Raw genomic sequence first — 18219 nt, 5'->3', positions numbered from 1 at the left:
CATGTCGGAGCCCTTTTGTTATTCTGCTGATGAACCAGTCGGTCAAATCGACATCGATGGGGCGGGCTCCAGATCGTAAGCGGCCTTGATCTGATCGACGCGCTCCTGGGGACCAACCACGTTGATCTTGAAGGTTTTCCAGCCTTTGGCGTAGTAGTCACGCTGCAGGTTAGTGATATAGAAATCGCGGTCCTTTGCATCGATGCCGATCCTCTCGGCAATTGCCTGCGAAACCAGTTCTCTACGATCTTCAGATTCCGATGTCTTGAAGCCTCTCTTAGGCTCCTCGCTTTCCAGGCTGAACTCAACAGATGAATTGCGCTCGGCGTCCATCGGAGCGGCGCGTTTCGCCAGTTCATCTGTCGCTTGAAGCATCTCCATATATTCGTCGGAAATCGGCGTGTTCTTCACGTCGAACTCTAAGCGTTCTGTCAGATTGTAACGCACGCCATCGACGATCAATGCCAACTGGATGCTTTCGTCATCTCGGCCGTCGAAATTCGTTTGAGGCTGACGGTCCCAATAGACCGAGTAGGACTTGCCGCTTTCAAGCGCGGAGAAACCGTTGAACCAGCTGTATTCGCGGCCACCGCGAAGCGGCAAAGGGCAAATCTTCCTGGCTCGATCCGCCATCTGAAGGTAACGCTCCTTAGCCTTCTTGCCACCAGTACGCACCATCGCCTCGCAAGCGGATGAATGCATTGCCGCCGCGATCAAGCCAAGCTCTGCAATCGAGTATGGGATGTTGACTTCGTTCACGCCGTTATCTTTCCTGGACATACCGGAATTCCTTTAATCGATATGTTCTTCTGACACGGAAAGTCGCGAATTTCAAACCGAATAAGGAATTCTTCCTATCAAAGAGAAATTTTCTTTAAAGCAATGCACGCCCGCAGCATGTTGATCGAGTAGATTGAAAGAGCAATCGAGATCGCACTGTCAGGCTGCAAGAATATGACATGCAGGGCTGCCACCAGGACATTGGTGATGACCAGAAGTGCTGCTGCGGTCCGCAAATGCTTCTTGGATACGAAAACCAAAGCGAACAAATTCTGGATTACGCCGAGCGTGCTAGCAACAATCAGAGGAACCGACCCTTTGAAAAGCGCGAAGACCAAAGCGACCGTCATCAAGGCGGCGAGTGAGAGGAACACAAACTGCGACCTACCCAAGCCGCGTTTGATCTCCTCAGCCGAATACATTCCGTAGCGTGGCCAAAGCGTTTCCATCAGTTGCCACCCTTTTCATCAGCTTCCGCTTCAGCGGCTTTCGGCTTCTCGGTCACCAGGAGTTGAAGGTCTTTGACGAACTTGGGCAAATCTGATCGTAAACAAGGGCCAACGCAAACGACGGTGTAAGTTGGTTCAGGGAACCAAGTCCTGGCTGCGTCCTTGATGATGACCGACGGCAAGTTGGCTTCCTGGCAAAGGCGATATGCCTTGTGCAGATCGGATTCCTTCTTGATGCGAACACTGATCTTAGGCTGCGCTTCATTGAGATAGCCCAGCGCGACAACAGGATTCTGAAATAGTCCGCGAAGCCAGCTGACCAGAACCCCATGTCCTGCCTGTGGCATGCCCTTCTCGATGGGCATCTTGATATCCGTGCGGACGAGAACCCACATTTTCTTTTCAGGGACAGCAGGGTCCGGTACCCGGTGTTTGAAACCATCAATCGCGCCGTCGGATAGAACAGCAGGATCGATGTAGCGTTTGATAACGTCCAGCGCGTCCAGGAGGTCCTGCGGCAGCGCTGCACTGTCGATAAGAGCAATGGTCATCTTGATGTCCGATGGAGGGTGCCTTGTCATTCTCGTAAAATCGAAACCGAATGACAAGGCTGGCCGTGATTATACTGCAATTTCGAGAGGGAGACCGATCAGGGCCGCAATTTCCTTCGATTTCGAGCGAACGAGGTCCGGGTTCTTATCGAACTGCCAGAACTCGAACATGTGATAGTTCGATGGGCGATTGTCCGGGTTGGTGCCGGACTGATGAAACCACCCCGTTTCCCGAGGCATAAGAGCATAGACGTGCTCGACGAACTGCTTCGACAGCTCAACCCAGGCAGATTCCGGCAATTCGTCCTTTGCCCAAAACTCCAGCTTCACGCCCTTCGAAGGATCGCGCTTATTCAGTGAAAGAGAAATTGTCATTTTGCTGGACCTTGCTAATCTTCGAATTAATCAGGCTGCTGCTGCCGTTTTCCGCTGAAAACCGAGAACGAATCTCTGTTCACCCACCATCACGTAATAGCAATCAGGGGACGTCTCACTCAGGCTTTCAAAATCGGAGTTGTAGAAGTCCTCGTAGGCGAAAGTCCTGTCCAGAGGCTCAGCGATGAATTTGAAATCACGTGCTACCTCGCGATACGGTCGTTCATGCGCACGAGCTTCCACGACCTGTGGCGGGTTGCTGGTGTCGACCGTCACGAGGCCGAGGAAACCGTCACGTTTGCGTGCCGGAAAGAAGATGCGCAGATTTTCCGCGCCAAATTCTTTTGCGAGGTCTGCAATTTTAATCCGCTGCGCCATGGTAAGTCCTCTTGTCATTCAAGAGGACCACAATAGGTGCTCGGGATTAAATGTCAACACTAATTGGAGCAGACAGTGAGGTCGTTCCAGCGCATCCAGTCGGCACGTTTGAAACTGTCGGAGAACGGCACCCATTCATTCGGCTTGCAGTGAATAAAGTAGACTTGAAGGAATTCTGGCGTCACGTCGAATGACCGGAAGATGATATCAATTGCTTCGCGTTCAGAGCGAGCCTGAATTGCTGCACAGTTGGTTTGTCCGCCGTCGTAGTATCCGGATCGGTACCACGGGAAACTAAGTTCGAATCCCTGATCTTTGCCGCAGAAGAAGCTGACCCACAAGTTCCTTAGCGGTTCATGGTCGCCATGGAAGAAATGAGGGCGACGATACACAATGACCTGGCTGTTCCTAGCCATGGTGTCGCGAGCACGCCGAGCAGCATTCGCAAAACGTCTCCAGGCGAATACCCGAGGATGACCAGCGATGCGTTGATCTGCAAATCCTTCACGGTCCGGCGGGGCGAAACAACCTTCGCTGTCAATGACACCGCTGATTAAGCTGTCAAAGGGCACACCACTTGCCGCACAAAGCGTTTGCGCCAACGAGGTTTCGGGATCGAGTGACATTTCCATTGGTCGCCTCCTTGTTTAGACGAGAAACGGCGACCGAGGCCGCCGTTTCGTTTGCGTTTGAGCGTCGAATAGAGCTGATTAAGCGTTGCCGCCATAATGCTGGATAAGCGGCTGCAGACCGCCTGCGAAGCCCTGGCCAACAGCGGTGAACTTCCATTCGCCGTTGTGCAGGTAGAACTCGCCCATGATGACGGCAGTTTCGGTCGAAGCGTCTTCAGCAAGGTCGAACTGAGCGATTTCTTCGCCAGTTTCCTCGTTGCGAACGATGATCTTCGGGTTCTTCACCTGGCCGAAGTTCTGGCCACGGGCGGCGGCGTCGTGGATCGTGATCGCGATGGCGATCTTCTTGACTGCGGCGTCGAGCGAGGCCAGGTCAATGCGCACGGTTTCGTCGTCGCCTTCACCAGCGCCGTTCTTGTTGTCGCCGCCGTGCTTGACGGCACCATCCGGCGATACCGGCTCGTTGTAGAAGACGAAATGCTTGTCAGAGATCAGCTTCCCTTCATCGTTCAGAAGGAAAATGGAGCCGTCCAGGTCCCACTCTTCGCCGTCGGTGGTGCGCTGGTCCCACTGGAGGCCAGCAAGGATTTTCTTGAGCGACGGGTTGGTCTTGGTGAGGTCGATCTTCTGACCCTTGGTTAGATTAATCATGTCGGATTTCCTTTCTAATGAAGTGACATGTTGGACTTGATGGAAGGAATTCTGCCGAAACTAGCTCCGGCAGAACCAGCTTTTAGGAACGCAGACCGGCAACGTCCTGCTCGGAATTCGGATCGACGTAGTCGTTGAGCAGGCCCTGAAGACCGCTCGTAAATCCCGAACCAATGGCGCGGAACTTCCAGTCGCCGTTGTGCGAATACAATTCGCCCATCACCATTGCAGTCTCAGTCGAGTAGTCTTCCTGGAGATCAAAGCGAGCGATTTCCCCGATCTTCAGGCGTTCGATATCGATCATCGTTGCCGAAGGGTTCTGGCTCTTGTAGGCGTCGATTTTCTCGCCGTCACAGATACGGATGGCAGATGCGGGAACCTGCCCGAAACTCTGACCACGGTTTTGCGCATCGTGGATCGTTACCGAAAAGACGACGCGATTATTTTCGGCCGGAAGAGTAACAAGATCGATAACGATGATTTCATCGTCGCCATCACCCCTGCCGTTCTTGTTGTCGCCGAAATGCTTTACGGAGTTATTTTTGTTCTGGGTGTTGTTGAAGAAAACGAAATTCGAATCCTTCATTACCTTCGGACCAGGACCGCAGATGAAAGCGGAGGCATCAAGATCGAAGTCCTCGCCATCAGTGGTTCTCGGGTCCCACTGGAGACCAACCAGGACCTTCTTCAGACCCGGGTTATCCTTGGACAGGTTGATGTTCTGCCCCTTGGATAGATTGATGGAAATAGACATGTGACTGTCCTTTCTGTTCACGTTGGATTGGAGTGAGGCGGTGCCCACGCTCGATTGCGTGGGCGAGGACGGCTCAAACGGGAAAGTCGCTCGGGTTGAGCCCGAGTTCCTTCACGATAAGAGTGATTACGTCCTTCTCCTTCTGGTCGAAGGTGCCGTCGGAATTGGCGAGCGAGATACAGACGCGAACAAGCGTACGGGACGCTTCAACGTTCTTCTTGATCTTCGAGATGCGCTTCAGCGCTTCGACTTCACCCATTCCACGGTCGAAATCGAACAGAGCGACAGCCTTGTTGAACTCTTCGACGACTTCCTGACCATCAAAAACCGACAGCTCTTCGGAGACGCGTAGATAGTTGGCAAGCGTCGTGCGCTCGGCCTGGTCGATGTTACCATCCGCAAGCGCAACAAGCGCAGTCGCGGTGACGATGGCGACAAGGAATTCCTTGTTCTTGTACTTCTTCACTTCCTCGGAAAGACGCAGCGAAAGTTCGGAAGTGGTGGATTTCAGCTGCGATGCGACCTGATCGCCGACAGCGCGAAGTTTATTGAGGAAGCTCATGTTTGCCTCTGTGTTTGCGTAAAACGCGAAATCATGCCGGAACCGGGCACACGGGAAGAGAACGAGGTCCGACACCATTGCCGCACCTCGACTGGGTTCGATTAGGCGGCGTAGTTCTTGGCGGCCGGGATGAGGTCTTCGGCAGTGCGACCACCCTCGGCAAGCTCACTGATACCTGCCATCTTCCATTCGGAACCATTACGGTAGACCGACGCTAGAATGGCCGAGCGCTGAGCACCCTTCTCGGACAGCGTAATACGAGCCAGTTCCGAGCCATTGCGCGCGTCAACCAGGCGGCAATAGGCCTCCTTGACGTCCTTGAACGTTTGGCCACTGAACGAGTTGACGACGAAGATCAGGGACTTGACGTTCGAGGGCACCCGAGCCAGGGACACAGTAATCTTTTCGTCGTCACCAGCGCCAGCGCCGGTGAGATTGTCACCAGAGTGGATGACCGAGCCATCATTGGAACGCAGCTTTCGGAAGGATACCAGGTCGACAACATTCTTGTTTTCGTCGAATAGAATGACTGAAGCGTCCAAGTCGATATTCTTGCTGCCGCCAAGCCAGCCGGAAACGCCCTCCCAGCCTAGACCCATCAGCACTTCAGATAGACCGGCGTTGCCCTTGGTGAGGTCAATGCGCTGACCCTTTTGCAGATTAATACCCATGAGAATTCCTTTCTTTCTCGGTGATGGGTATTATTGGCGGGCTATTATTTTTCTTTGTCAACGGATTTTTTCAAAGAATTCCTTTTCCAGGTCGGAATTTCCTTTTTTTAGGCGCAAGGATTTTTTTGAGAATTCCTGTATTGACGATAATTCCTTGTCCATATATGACCGAGAAATCCTTAACTACGCCGCCCCCATGGAATGGTCCTCGATCTCCATGTGATGGGACAAACCGGAGCGTTCCCGTCATGTGGAGATTGTTTCTATATTTTCTGGTGCTGTCTGCCGTGCTCACAGTGCTGCGGTTCATCATTCTATTGGTTGCAGAGCCCATTCAACGCCGTTCCCTGAAGAAGCGACTTGGCGAAGGAACCGACAAAACGCTTGAGTCACTCGTTGCCGACTGGCGCAAGAAGGCCGGTCGCAGCCTCTGGTTCAATTTCGTGGGCATCCCGAGCGTTGCCTTTATGGCCATCATTCTAATCGCTCAGTACGCCTGAAGCGCAATCTGAAAGGAATTCCGATGAAGAAGTACATTCTACGTGCTGTTCTAGCCCTCGTCCTGCTCGCTCCTCCAGCGCTCTTTCTACATTTCTATTTGCCTCGTTCGGTAATCGTCCAAGCAGACGGTACGGACGTAAAGCGCCTAGATCAGGACATCAACCGTGTCGGCCAGACCGATGTAAAGCCTGGCGCAAACCGCGATGTATTCCTGATTAATACTTCCGTTCCTGGAAGTGACGAAGTCGTAGTCTTCAGGAATGAAGATACCGGTTGGGGCTGGCCCCTCTATTTTAAGTTTAACGATTCCGACATCAATGCAGTTGCCCAGAAGTTCGGAGCCGAAAAAGCAATTGTGAAGATCACATACTACGGTTTCCGCATTCAGTTGCTCAGCATGTGGCCGAATGTCGTCAAAATCGAACGCGCGGAACTTGGTGACAGCACGTTCCCGGTTGCGCGCACGCTTATCCTCGCCATTCTATTCTCCGTCCTCGGGTTGGTTTATTGGAAGCTTCGCGGCCTCTTTTCCCGCCTCTTCAAGAAGAATGCTGCCTAATGCGACATCAGGCTCAGCTCTCAACCGGAGTGATCAGTGTTGACATCGACCAGGCTATGGTCCCGGCCGATGAAATGTTCGGCTTTGCCGAGCGCATCAACCCGAAGCGCGCATTTCTATTCGTATCGAAAGTCTTGGGGCGGCATATTCCAGTCGCCCCAGAGAAGATGCATCAGAGTTTCACCATGCTCGCCGAGCAGATCGACGCCGAACTCCCTGGCCCGGTCCTGTTCATTGGTATGGCTGAAACGGCAATCGGTCTAGGCGCTGGTGTTCACATGGAATACAGCCGCCAGGCCAATCGTGCTGACGCTGTTTTTCTATGCACCACCCGCCATGATCTGGGATCGGAGAAGCTTTGCGAGTTTTCTGAAGATCACAGCCATGCGACCCAGCACCTGATCCACATGCCGCAGGATGAAAAGACCCGCGAAATGCTCTCCCGCGTTCGCTCTCTCGTCCTGGTCGACGACGAGGCATCCACGGGCAATACGTTCGCGAATCTATTTGCGGCGCTTCCCAAGGAAATCACTGGCAACGTCGAAAAGATCAAGCTTGTGACCCTGACCGATTGGTCCAACGGTGCGGCCGAACAAAAGCTTCAAGGTGACGTGGAAAGCATTTCGCTGATCCGTGGACGCTACACCTGGCTTCGGGATGAGGCAGTTCAGTTCCCGAGCGTGCCGAAGGCTGGAGCCACCAATACGAAGCCGGAATTCAAACCAGTCTCCGATCTCGATTGGGGCAGGCTTGGCGTCATCGACCATCAGAACACGCTTCCTTTGCCGGACGCGCTCGATCTCAAGGGGCACGTGCTTGTCCTGGGTACTGGCGAACACGTTTGGCAGCCTTACCGCTTGGCCTTTGCACTCGAACAGGCTGGCCACCAGGTGTCTTATGCGTCGATCACCCGCTCTCCGATCTCGGTCGGTCATGTGATCGGCGACAAGACATCGTTCTCCGACAACTACGGTCTAGGGGTGGCAAACTATTGCTACAACCTCGATCACAAGAACTACGGAACCGTCATTCTATGCGTGGAGTCGCCACTGTCCTACGTGGACCCGATCCTCTACGCACGTCTGAAATCCATCTGCCGGAACGTCATCCTGATCTCTTCCGTCGATGGGACCGCAAAACTAGAAAACAATGAGGAAATTGCCGCATGACCATGCTTCGCCCGATCATGTTTGCCGATCTTGATGACACCTTTTTCCAGAGTCTTCGCAAGGTTCCTGAGACCCAGCACGAAGGAAAAGTGCTGGTGTCGGAAGCCATCAGCGGTAATCACTCGTATCAGACGATCAAGCAGCAAAACCTTTTTGCGTGGCTTGCCGCAACGACTGATATTGTTCCGGTTACCGCTCGCAGCTCACGTTCTTTCGCGAACGTTCAGCTCGATTTCGGTGCAACGTTCAAAATCGTCGGCAATGGTGCTGTTGTTATCAAGCCAGACGGCGAAGTCGACCAGCAGTGGCACGAAATCCTTGTATCAGAGACGGCCAAGGAACTGGAATCGATCCACGCACTGGAAGCGGCCTGCCTCGCCGTGGCAGCGGAACTTGGCATTGCTGTGCGTTGCCCGCAGAGCATCGAAAATGGCATTCGCCACTCTGTGATCGTCAAGCAGGATGACCCGGATGTGAAGATTCGGCTCAACGAAATCCTTGCTGGCGTTTCCGTTCCTGCCGGGTGGACGTCCCACCTCAACAGTAACAATCTCGCGTTCACAGTTCCTTCCGTGTCTAAGAAACGTGCGACGGAATATGTGATGTCGCAGATTCCGGACATCGACCAGAGGATTACATTCGGCCTCGGTGACAGCTTCACCGATATGCCTTTCATGGGCCTTTGCGATTTCTTTGCCACGCCGATGCGCGGCCAGGTCGCCGAAAAGCTCATTTCCACGCAAATCAATCACTAAGGAGGCGTCAATGAACGCAGTGACCAAGATTTCGGCTGCCGGTTTTTCAGGTAGTTACGACGCCGCAGACATCACGTTCCTTCTGCAGGACGTTGCCATCGAATCCACAGATGTTGCCGAGAAGGAAAAGGCAATCCAGTCCGGCACGAGGCACTATTCTGAGATGATTTCGGAAGAAAAGGCTCCGTCGGCCGCTTACAAGGCGATCTTTGCGAAAGCGATGGACGCTGGCGCTGTCCGGTTCGGAGAAGACGTGGCTCGCCTCGCTCTTACCCTTGACCGCACCATTGATGGGCCGATCACCCTGGCCAGCCTCGTTCGAGCCGGTGCCCCTATGGGTGTACTCCTTCACCGCGCGCTCAAGGCACTGGGTCGCGATGTCCATCACTACGGCATCTCGATCATTCGCGACCGTGGTCTGGACGACGCGGCCATGAAGCACATTCTCTCGGAACGGCCGGTCGAAGGGCTTGTCTTCGTAGACGGTTGGACGGGCAAGGGTGCCATCTCTTCGCAGCTCGAAGAAAGCTTCAAGGCCTATTCCGATCTACCGCCACGCCTTGTCGTTCTCGCTGACCCTTGTGGACGAGCATGGCTGGCCGCTTCCGGCGACGACTGGCTGATCCCCTCCGGTATTCTCGGCTCGACGGTGTCTGGCCTGATCAGCCGCACCGTTCTCAATGATGAGATCGCGGCATCTGGCGGCTTCCATGGCTGCAAGAGCTGGCACCATCTTGCCGATCATGACGTGACCCGTTCGTTCGTCGATGAAATCTGGGAGTACGTCCAGAAGAAGCTTTTCACGTCGGCTGTTGAAGACTTTGCTGAATGGTCTGACAGCGACCGCGCATATCACTGGGAAAAGTCCCAGGCCGCCGTACAGTTCGTCGCGGACACCCATGGTGTCACCAACCGGAACCGCATCAAGCCAGGGATCGCAGAGGCAACGCGAGCCATTCTACGTCGCATGCCGAATTGTGTTTACATCTCCAGCCTCGAAGACCCCGATCTGGCGGCAATGATCCATCTGCTCAAGGAGAAGAACATTCCGTTCGAGGTGCGGCCGGAAGCGATTGCTCCTTATCGGGCAATCACCCTGATCGAAAAGGTTTCCTGATATGAAGATCATCAGCCCCTTTGCGCTTGGCGCAACCATGTACATGCCGGTAATCCAGGACGACGCGATCAAAATCATTCTGGGCGAGAAGATGCCAAACCTGAAATCGATGGTCCTGTGTCTCGAAGATGCGCTTCTTGAACAAGACATCGAACGCGGTCTGGCACGCCTCGAAGAAATCACGGCGGAACTACGCCATCATAAACGGACGGAAGAAGCTCCGCTCCTGTTCGTGCGTCCACGAGACCTCGATATGGCGCGGCAGATCGTCAAAATGCGCGGGCTCAAGGAAATCGACGGTTTTGTCGCTCCGAAGGTCCGCCCTGGACAGATCGCCGAGTGGATGAGTGTGTTGAACGGGACAAACCTCTACCTCATGCCTACGCTCGAAACGGCAGAAGCCTTCGATGCGGAAGCAATGCGGGCACTTTGCGAGGAAATGCTCACCAACAATCCGAGCAGAATTTTGGCCGTCAGATTCGGAGGTAACGACCTGATGAGTTGCCTTGGCGTTCGCCGCAAGCGCGGCATTACGCTGTATGAGGGGCCTCTAAACTATGTGATTTCCTTGCTTATGAGCGTCTTTGGCAGCAAGGGCTTTGCCTTGACGTCGCCCGTCTTCGACGACATCTCCGACTTGGCTGGGCTTCAGCGCGAACTTGAACGCGACGTTCACTTTGGCTTTGTCGGGAAGACCGCGATCCATCCTTGCCAGATCGACATCATCCAGAAATCCTTCGCCGTCCCACAGCAGGACTTCGAAGCCGCAGAAAAAATCCTCGAAAAGGATGCGAAGGCTGTCTTCAAATTTGCGGGCTCGATGCTTGAACCGGCAACCCATTCAAAATGGGCAGAGCGTATCAAGATGCGGAAGGATCATTACGGAATCATGGAAGAAGTTCATGGTTTCCTCCAGCCAGCGATGGCTGGCATCACTCACCCTTGATTGGCAATTTGGCAACAGCCGTCAAAGCGATTGTCCGCGCGACTTTTTGAAGGATTGTGGCCGACGACTATGGGGGTATCCTTGAATAAAACCAAAAGGATACCCCCATGAAACGCCGTGCATTTCTTCTCCTTCCGTTGTTGGCCGTCGCGTTCAAAGCTGAAGCTGCAAAGTTCGGCCCCTGGGATGGCGACGAGGCACCTGGTACTGTCGTCATCATTACCAGCGACCACACACTCCATTACATCGACGACTACGGCACGAGGATTTCCTATCCTATCGCAGTAGGAAGAGAAGGCGCACAATGGACTGGTGTCACAACAGTTACTCACAAGCGGAAAAACCCTGATTGGCGGCCGACACCTAACATGAGGGCAAAGGACCCGTCCTTGCCTAGCATCGTCAAGGCGGGGCCTCACAATCCTTTGGGTACCAGAGCCATCTACCTTGCAGAGGGATATCTGCGCATTCATGGCACTAATTCGCCTAGGTCAATCGGCAAAGACGCTTCGAGCGGTTGCTACCGAATGTACAATGACGACGTCGAGGAACTCTTTGAGATGGTATCACCTGGAGCAGAAGTTATCGTACTACCCTGAAGAGGGCATCGATCCAACAGGAATTCGCTCACAAAAAAAGCCCGGGGAAACCCGGGCTTTTGCGCTCATACAGACGGTTGATGTCAAGCCGCAGCTGTTACCGCAGTCACATCAACGATCTTGGTCCTGCGGGCGCGACCGCTGGGCCGGGCAACAACCACGGGCGTTTCAGCCGTCGCCCGATTGCCTTCGGTGTCTTCAACACCGGCTTCGGAGGCCAAGGCGAGCTTTGCCTTATGCGCCTGGCGCATCTGGATCGTTCCGAGACCCAGCCGCTTGGCGTCTTCCTTCTTGCCAGCCTTGAACTTCGGCGGAGTCGTCGGATAGTCAGCGGGCAGGCCGTAGATACGGCTGTAATCCTCGAACGACATACCGTAGTTCTTCTGCAGGTAACTGTTCAGGAAGCTGACCCGCTTTCCGTCGATGAGGCAGGTCATCTTGCCGTCGCCCGTATCCTTCAGGGACTGCTTGATCGTGCACTTGGCCGGATTACGACGGCGGAACGCGCTGTCCAGTTCGGCCTGATCGGCGTCATCGGTCGCATGGGCGAGTGGCTCCGGCTTAGCCTGCGGCACCTTGCGCGGACGACCCGGGCCACGGCGGAGCACCGGCTCCTCAGCAGGCACCTCCTGATCGACCTCGACCGGTGTCTCGACCGGAGCCTCGACCTTCGTACCCTTGGCAGCACGCATCCTGGCCATACGGGCAAGCATGGCCTCGCGCGCCGGACCAGACAGATCGCGCTTCTTGCGAGCGTCAGTCTTGACTTCCGCCGCCTCAGCCGAAGCCGTCGCTGGCACTGCAGACGGGATGGCGATACCGCTTACGGCTGCACTGTTGGTGAAAGCCTGTACGATCTGGTCGACCAGGCCGGGAATCTGATTGATTTCTGCTCGGTGGCTCTTGACCATCGTTGCAGCGATGTCGACTGCTGTGAGGACCACTGCATTGTGAAGGTCCGTCTCGGCTATTTTCTGCACGTTGTTCTTGACCATTACAACTCTCCTATCAATTCCTGCGAACTTTCTTACCTATCGGTTAATTCGTCAGGCTGATCTTCTTTGCTTACAACACATAATGTAGCGTCGCGGGAAAAGGTTTCAAAAAAAGTTGACGAAAGTGTGGTTTTCCTTGAAAAACCTCGTTTGTTCCTGTTACGTTCTCAAAACTCAATGTATCAGCATGGATTTGTAGACTCCTTCTCATCGTGATGCCCTCTTTAAATTCTTGATCACCTTCCGAATTGGCCCTAGCCTCGGTGATGAACTCCTGGACCATCGTCCGTGTATAAGGTTTCCACATGCCCATTTCCTTTATACGAAAGCTGATCTCATCAGCTGTTAGCCGTTCGCCGTCAATTATGCAAGAGATCGCTGATATAAACTCCTTGGAACAGGAGTTCACACCGCTCTCGGACGAACAGCTAAAGGAAAAGGCTGCAGAGCTTCGGGTCTACGCAGCTTCGCTTCCAGATCAAGAATTTGATCATCACCTAGTTACCCGCTCCTTTGCTCTTGTTCGAGAAGCTTCTAAACGCGTTCTGGGTCAACGCCCCTACGACGTTCAGCTTTATGGCGGCCTAGTTCTGCATAAGGGAAAAGTAGCCGAAATGAAGACGGGCGAAGGAAAAACGCTCGTTGCGGCACTTCCTACCTTTTTGAACGCTCTCAAAGGTAAAGGTGTTCACGTGATCACGGTGAACGATTACCTGGCAAAACGAGATGCGGCAATGATCGGGAAGGTTCATGAATTTCTTGGCCTGAGTATCGGTGTCATTCTAGATGACATGCCCGATCACCTAAGGAAGAGGGCTTATGCGTGTGATGTGACATACGTCACGAATACGCAGGCTGGCTTTGATTTCCTTAGAGATAACCTGCGCTTCGATCATTCCCAGATGGTTCAACGCGGCCATAATTATGCAATCATCGACGAAATCGACTCGGTGCTGATCGATGAAGCAAGGACTCCGCTGATTATTTCGGGCCAGCTTGCTGACCAGTCTGAGACCTATCGGAGCATCGACGCCCTTATCAAACTCCTCAAGGCGGACCTCCATTATAAGGTTGATCTGAAGTCCCGTACGGTCTCCTTAACGGAAGAAGGTCTCGACAAAATTGAGATGCTTCTGCGCGACAATGGCTTCCTGACCACTGCGGCCCATTTATATACCCCTGAGAATAGCTTGGTCGTTCACCACGTGAACGCTGGTCTGAAAGCTAATGCTCTGTTCCGACGTGATCGCGACTACCTTGTTCGTAAGGGTGAAGTTGTGCTGATCGACGAGGGGACCGGACGCATCATGGATGGACGTCGTTACAACGATGGTATCCATCAGGCTATCGAGGCTAAGGAAAACGTCGAGATCAAAAACGAGAGCCAGACTCTGACGTCGATCACCTACCAAAACCTGTTCCGTCTCTACACCAAGCTCTCCGGCATGAGCGGCACGGTCAAAACGGAAGAAGAAGAATTCGGTCATATCTATAACCTGGATGTCGTTTCCATCCCGACCCATCGGCCGATCCAACGCGTGGATTTGACCGACGAAGTCCATTTCAACCAAAACTCCAAATACGCGGCGATCATTCGCCTGATCGATGAAGCCAACGCCAAGGGACAGCCGATCCTGGTCGGAACCCCTTCGGTCGAGAAGTCTGAACGCCTGGCGGCATTCTTGCGAAAGGCTGGATATTCCGACAATGAGAAAGCTGCGAAGCCTTTCAGACTGTTGAATGCCAGAAACCACGAAGTCGAAGCCGAGATCGTGGCTCAGGCAGGCCGTCCTGGTGCGATCACCGTGGCGACGAACATGGCTGGCCGTGGAACAGACATCAAGCTGGGAGGACACGAGGAGGCCGAGATCGAACGGCTTGAGGCGGGATACGCCGATATGCCGGAAGATTACGACCTCGAAAAAGCAAAGGTTGAAGCTCTGGCGCAAATTGCCAGTGATCGTGAGGCTGTGATCAAAGCCGGTGGACTGCTTGTTATCGGTTCTGAACGACATGACAGCCGTCGTATTGATAACCAGTTGCGTGGTCGTTCTGGCCGTCAGGGCGATCCAGGGCAATCGCAATTTTTCGTCGCCCTTGATGATGATGTCATCCAGGCGTTCGGATCGGAGAAAATCCAGACGCTGGTTAGCCGCCTCGGGCTGGGAGAAGGGGACGCGATCAGCCACCCGATGATCAGCAAGCTTCTGGATAAAGCACAGATGCGCGTCGAAGGGACCCATCTGGAGATTCGAAAAGACGTCGTCAAATATGACGATGTCATCAATCAACAGCGCAAGGCGATGCACGAGTTCCGCAACGAAATCATGGGAAGCAACGACTGCACTGCCGTTATCGACGAAATGCGCCATATCGTTATTGAGGAAACCGTGATTAAGCACGTGCCCGAAAATAGCTATATGGACAGCTGGGACATCAAGGCTCTTGAACAGGAATTGCTGGAGCTTACGACAATCCTATTTGACATGACCGACCTCGTACAGCGAGATGGCACTGACGAGAACACAATCATTAAAAAGGTAACCGAGAAATCGGACCTCGTTGTCGGAATGCTTCGGGATGGTTTCCCGGAAGGCAGGTACGAGCTTGCCCGAAAGGAATGCCTGCTGATGTCGGTCGACAAGGCATGGCGAGAACATTTGCAGGCCTTGGAAGAACTTAAGGGCGCTGTCTCCTTTAGAACCTACGCACAGCGTGAGCCGGTCGCTGAATTCCGCACAGACGCTTACGAGATGTTCAAGGCCATGATGGACGCGCTACGCCAAGAAGTCGTTCGAACAACCTCTCGACTACGCCCACCAGAGGCACCGATCATGATCAACCCCGAAACTGCAGCCACCGAGACGAGCCTCAATCATGCGTAAACATATTTGGATCAATCAGGGTTTCTCGTCCATGCGAGATATCGCGCTTCAGATCAGGGAGCACGCTCCCACATCGCTTCTGAGCGTCACACATAAGGATGACCGGCCGGAGATCACGGCCCTTTCCGATTTCCCGCTCGATCTGGAATCGCGGTCGAGTGATGCCGATGAATATCTCGCATATGTCGTGAACTACATTGACCTATGTCGCCATCGCAACGTGCCGTTGTCCGCCATCCTGGCAACTCGTTATCGTCGCACCATTCAAAAGAACATCGAACTGTTCGCGGGCAGGGGCATCCGCATATGTACGGGATCGACAGATGCCAACTGGCTCGACATTTGTGAAAACAAGACCCTATTCACAAACAAGCTGGTTGAAGCCGGATTGCCTGTGCCGAAGACAATAGAAGTGAATACAGGCAATGAGGTTGCCAAGGCGATCAAAGAAATCGAGAGCCTCGGGCATACGGCGTGCATAAAGCCTTCTATTGGCGTTTATGGCGCTGGCTTCTGGATATTTGACCGCAACGCCGACGACTTCTCGCTCTTGAGCGACCGTGAAACACTCTCGATTCACCCGGAAACTTATCTCCGCGCCTTCGACGCCAGAAAGAACCCACAGCCTCACATTGTTATGGAGACCCTGCCAGGGATTGAAACTAGCGTTGACGCAGTTTGCGAAGATGGGGAAATTCGTTCGCACGCTTGCAGGACCAAGTTTGACAGCCACCAGTTCATTTCGACCGGTGGCGAGGTGTATGACCTTGCTGCTTCCGTGGCGCGTCTTTGCAAGCTCGACGGTCTTGTGAACATCCAGTTCAAGGCGGATGATCACGGCGCGCACAAGGTACTCGAAGTCAACACGAGGGCGGCTGGAGGCTTTTCCTACTCGTCGGCAGCAGGAATTAACCTGGGCTATGACTGCCTCATGATGATGCATGGCGAGAAAATCACACCGGTATCCCTCGATCAGAAAGTCCGTGTCAAGCCGGTGAACGTGACACTTCGCCTCGCCTAAGAGGATTTCTCTATCCCTACAATTTTAGGGGTTTTCGCCGACAAGAAGTGCGCTTAGCCTAAAAACAGGGCAAAAAGTTGGGGAAGCAGGGCAACAAAATGATACTCCACGACGCCTCCCACTTAAAACTATCTCAGCCTGGCAGCGATGCCAGGCTTTTTTTTCTTAAGTCGGAGGAATGACCCCAAAGGAATTCTAACAAAACTCTTGACAAGGAATTCCGCAAATGTAGAGTTTGCAAAGGATTTATCGGGAATTGTCCCGCCAACAGGAGTTCTTAATGCCTTCGTCCGTCGCGCCGTTCACCGTCGACGCTAACACTAGCGGTGTTAACACCCGTATCGATTACCGTCTCATCACGCCATCCAAAAGCGTCAAGGGCTCGGTCGTAGTTGAGGGAAAATTCACCGATGACGACATTCAAGCTCTTCGGGAAAATCTCAAGAACGGCGTTTCGTTCGTACCGCGCAAACTCGGCGTCCCCGACCTTTTCCATCTCATGCCTTCGAGCTGGAATGGCTCTGAAGAAGAGCATGTGATCGAGCGCATCGCCTCCAGCAACGCCCAGGCTGATCCGGATTCTCCGACATTTGAACAGGTGGTCAGCCTCTCCGACGACTTTGATCTCCACGCGTTCAACACCGAAAACGCTCCAGCGACCGCGATCTAAATGGAGCCGGTGGCCGTCCTACTTCTTCTGGTTTTCGGCCACCTGGTGGCCGATTACCCTGCTCAGAACAGTTTCCTTGCTCTTGGCAAAAATAAATACCGGGACGAAAAGACGGTTGAGAAATACAAGCATTATCCCTGGTGGTACGTTCTCGGCGTCCATGCCGGAATTCATGCAGGTTTTGTCCTTCTTTTCACAGGAAGCGCCACCCTCTGCATTGCAGAGTTCCTGCTCCACTTCAAAATCGACAAAACGAAAAATGAGGGAAAGATTTCTTTTCTTCAGGATCAATCGCTACATTATCTTTGCAAACTGATTTGGTGGCTTCAGATGCCATTAATGGGAACGACGCCATTCATCGGACCTCAGTGATCCTTAATGGCGTCGCCCAATCGACGCTTATGCCGTTGGTTCAGAGGCTAGCGCAGCGTTAATTTCGACCTTACGGAGCTGGCGTTCTACCGGCACAATTCGTTCCAGCTTGATTTCGAGCAGGCCCAGCCGGTGGCTCGCGTCTTTCACTTCTACATATTCGCCTAGCTTGAAACGCTTACCAAAGGCGCGATTGGCGATCCCACGATGTAGATACTCGACCTCTTCATCCTTTTTCGGGTTGCCTACAACTGACAACACACGATCCTCGACGGTGACCTCGATGTTCTCAGGGGCATATCCTGCAAGCGCAAAAATGATCGAGGTTTCGTTCTCACCGGTCTTAACGATGTCGTAGGGAGGGAAGGAAGACAATGAGGAAGGCGTTTCGGTCAAGGGCAACACATTATCGAAAATGCGGGTTACGGCTTGTAGAATTGCGGGATTGATGGACTTGGCATGCGACATAACAGTTCTCCTTGAGCAACTGGTTTCAGTTATCGCCGGGATGGCCGATAAAAGAGGTCCGATAGGCACCTGTAAAGGAAATCTGCATTCCATTGCGCAATTTCAAGGGGCACAAAAAAAGAAAATGAGGAAAAATTCATGATTTCTCTCGAAGGCATTGAATGGGCTATTAATAGAGAAAGAGAAATCCTTCTAGGGCTGGACACTTCAGAGCGCACGGTTGTCCCCAACAGCTTTCATTTTGCCAAGGGAAGCGCCGGTTACGTGATTTCGAAAAGCTGAGGTTCTAAGGGTCGATATTCCGGACGAAATCCTTGTTTCAATTGTCGCCGCAGCGAATATTTAATTGTGTCGTTGAG

24 protein-coding genes are annotated in these 18219 nt (G+C 53.3%); 12 read left to right on the top strand and 12 right to left on the bottom strand.

All coding sequences use genetic code 11. From position 1 onward, the window contains the following. Window positions 1-42: 42 nt before the first annotated feature. The 10 genes from FFR93_RS04100 to FFR93_RS04055 all read right to left on the bottom strand — a co-directional run bounded on the left by FFR93_RS04100 (window position 43) and on the right by FFR93_RS04055 (window position 5803). On the bottom strand, window positions 43-780 hold the full coding sequence (locus tag FFR93_RS04100; RefSeq protein ID WP_138392098.1) for a hypothetical protein: 738 nt from the start codon (window positions 778-780) through the stop codon (window positions 43-45). Between the two features lie 77 nt (window positions 781-857). Continuing rightward, complete coding sequence (locus FFR93_RS04095; protein ID WP_138392097.1) at window positions 858-1229, bottom strand: hypothetical protein; 372 nt, start codon at window positions 1227-1229, stop codon at window positions 858-860. After that, on the bottom strand, window positions 1229-1780 hold the full coding sequence (locus FFR93_RS04090) for an aminoacyl-tRNA hydrolase (protein WP_171049070.1): 552 nt from the start codon (window positions 1778-1780) through the stop codon (window positions 1229-1231). Before FFR93_RS04090 ends, FFR93_RS04095 begins: the two co-directional genes overlap by 1 nt. 69 nt (window positions 1781-1849) lie before the next feature. After that, entirely contained in the window at window positions 1850-2155 is a 306-nt protein-coding gene (locus FFR93_RS04085; protein WP_138392095.1) for a hypothetical protein, read from the bottom strand. A gap of 30 nt (window positions 2156-2185) precedes the next feature. Beyond that, window positions 2186-2533 (bottom strand): hypothetical protein, encoded by a 348-nt coding sequence (locus FFR93_RS04080; RefSeq protein WP_138392094.1) that lies wholly within the window; start codon window positions 2531-2533, stop codon window positions 2186-2188. Between the two features lie 59 nt (window positions 2534-2592). Next, window positions 2593-3165, bottom strand: a complete 573-nt coding sequence (locus FFR93_RS04075) for a hypothetical protein (RefSeq protein WP_138392093.1) — start codon at window positions 3163-3165, stop codon at window positions 2593-2595. 78 nt (window positions 3166-3243) lie between these two features. Further along, entirely contained in the window at window positions 3244-3816 is a 573-nt protein-coding gene (locus FFR93_RS04070; RefSeq protein ID WP_138392092.1) for a TerD family protein, read from the bottom strand. A gap of 82 nt (window positions 3817-3898) precedes the next feature. Next, entirely contained in the window at window positions 3899-4570 is a 672-nt protein-coding gene (locus FFR93_RS04065; RefSeq protein WP_281407898.1) for a TerD family protein, read from the bottom strand. A gap of 73 nt (window positions 4571-4643) precedes the next feature. Next, on the bottom strand, window positions 4644-5132 hold the full coding sequence (locus tag FFR93_RS04060) for a TerB family tellurite resistance protein (RefSeq protein ID WP_171049069.1): 489 nt from the start codon (window positions 5130-5132) through the stop codon (window positions 4644-4646). Between the two features lie 101 nt (window positions 5133-5233). After that, window positions 5234-5803: a TerD family protein gene (locus FFR93_RS04055; protein WP_138392090.1), complete on the bottom strand. Its 570-nt coding sequence runs from the start codon at window positions 5801-5803 to the stop codon at window positions 5234-5236. A gap of 248 nt (window positions 5804-6051) precedes the next feature. Here FFR93_RS04055 and FFR93_RS04050 point away from each other — a divergent pair, with 248 nt between their 5' ends. The 7 genes from FFR93_RS04050 (at window position 6052) to FFR93_RS04020 (ending at window position 11449) form a co-directional block, all read left to right on the top strand. Further along, window positions 6052-6303 carry a hypothetical protein gene (locus FFR93_RS04050; protein WP_138392089.1) on the top strand — a complete coding sequence of 84 codons (252 nt, stop codon included), beginning with the start codon at window positions 6052-6054 and terminating at the stop codon, window positions 6301-6303. 23 nt (window positions 6304-6326) lie between these two features. Next, window positions 6327-6863, top strand: coding sequence for a DUF1523 family protein (locus FFR93_RS04045; protein ID WP_138392088.1), 537 nt, complete (start codon window positions 6327-6329; stop codon window positions 6861-6863). A gap of 74 nt (window positions 6864-6937) precedes the next feature. Continuing rightward, window positions 6938-8032, top strand: coding sequence for a phosphoribosyltransferase domain-containing protein (locus tag FFR93_RS04040; RefSeq protein ID WP_171049068.1), 1095 nt, complete (start codon window positions 6938-6940; stop codon window positions 8030-8032). Continuing rightward, window positions 8029-8787 (top strand): hypothetical protein, encoded by a 759-nt coding sequence (locus FFR93_RS04035; protein WP_138392086.1) that lies wholly within the window; start codon window positions 8029-8031, stop codon window positions 8785-8787. The genes FFR93_RS04040 and FFR93_RS04035 overlap by 4 nt, the downstream gene beginning before the upstream one ends. A gap of 10 nt (window positions 8788-8797) precedes the next feature. Further along, window positions 8798-9904, top strand: a complete 1107-nt coding sequence (locus FFR93_RS04030; protein WP_138392085.1) for a cysteine protease StiP domain-containing protein — start codon at window positions 8798-8800, stop codon at window positions 9902-9904. Between the two features lies 1 nt (window position 9905). Continuing rightward, complete coding sequence (locus tag FFR93_RS04025) at window positions 9906-10850, top strand: HpcH/HpaI aldolase/citrate lyase family protein (RefSeq protein WP_138392084.1); 945 nt, start codon at window positions 9906-9908, stop codon at window positions 10848-10850. Between the two features lie 107 nt (window positions 10851-10957). After that, window positions 10958-11449 carry a L,D-transpeptidase gene (locus FFR93_RS04020; protein ID WP_138392083.1) on the top strand — a complete coding sequence of 164 codons (492 nt, stop codon included), beginning with the start codon at window positions 10958-10960 and terminating at the stop codon, window positions 11447-11449. Between the two features lie 83 nt (window positions 11450-11532). On the opposite strand, the gene FFR93_RS04015 is transcribed toward FFR93_RS04020, so the two are convergent. Continuing rightward, window positions 11533-12444, bottom strand: coding sequence for a MucR family transcriptional regulator (locus FFR93_RS04015; protein WP_138392082.1), 912 nt, complete (start codon window positions 12442-12444; stop codon window positions 11533-11535). 305 nt (window positions 12445-12749) lie between these two features. Between FFR93_RS04015 and secA the strand changes: the two genes are divergently transcribed. From secA to FFR93_RS03995, 4 genes are all read left to right on the top strand, one after another. Then, a complete protein-coding gene (secA, locus tag FFR93_RS04010) occupies window positions 12750-15329 on the top strand; it encodes a preprotein translocase subunit SecA (protein WP_138392081.1) in 2580 nt (859 codons plus the stop codon). Continuing rightward, on the top strand, window positions 15322-16350 hold the full coding sequence (locus FFR93_RS04005) for an ATP-grasp domain-containing protein (RefSeq protein WP_138392080.1): 1029 nt from the start codon (window positions 15322-15324) through the stop codon (window positions 16348-16350). Before secA ends, FFR93_RS04005 begins: the two co-directional genes overlap by 8 nt. 280 nt (window positions 16351-16630) lie before the next feature. Then, window positions 16631-17020, top strand: a complete 390-nt coding sequence (locus FFR93_RS04000) for a hypothetical protein (protein WP_138392079.1) — start codon at window positions 16631-16633, stop codon at window positions 17018-17020. After that, a complete protein-coding gene (locus FFR93_RS03995; RefSeq protein ID WP_138392078.1) occupies window positions 17021-17392 on the top strand; it encodes a DUF3307 domain-containing protein in 372 nt (123 codons plus the stop codon). A 27-nt stretch (window positions 17393-17419) separates the two neighbouring features. Here the strand turns inward: FFR93_RS03995 and FFR93_RS03990 are convergent, their stop codons facing one another. Further along, window positions 17420-17860, bottom strand: coding sequence for an Hsp20 family protein (locus tag FFR93_RS03990; protein WP_171049067.1), 441 nt, complete (start codon window positions 17858-17860; stop codon window positions 17420-17422). A 138-nt stretch (window positions 17861-17998) separates the two neighbouring features. On the opposite strand from FFR93_RS03990, the gene FFR93_RS40685 reads away from it, so the two are divergent. Then, the gene (locus FFR93_RS40685; protein WP_171049066.1) at window positions 17999-18142 is read left to right on the top strand and encodes a hypothetical protein; all 144 of its coding nucleotides are present in this window, start codon (window positions 17999-18001) and stop codon (window positions 18140-18142) included. Window positions 18143-18219: the final 77 nt, after the last annotated feature.

The organism is Rhizobium sp. MHM7A (assembly GCF_005862215.1).
Lineage (GTDB): Bacteria > Pseudomonadota > Alphaproteobacteria > Rhizobiales > Rhizobiaceae > Rhizobium > Rhizobium bangladeshense.
This window is presented reverse-complemented; position numbering and strand designations above follow the sequence as displayed.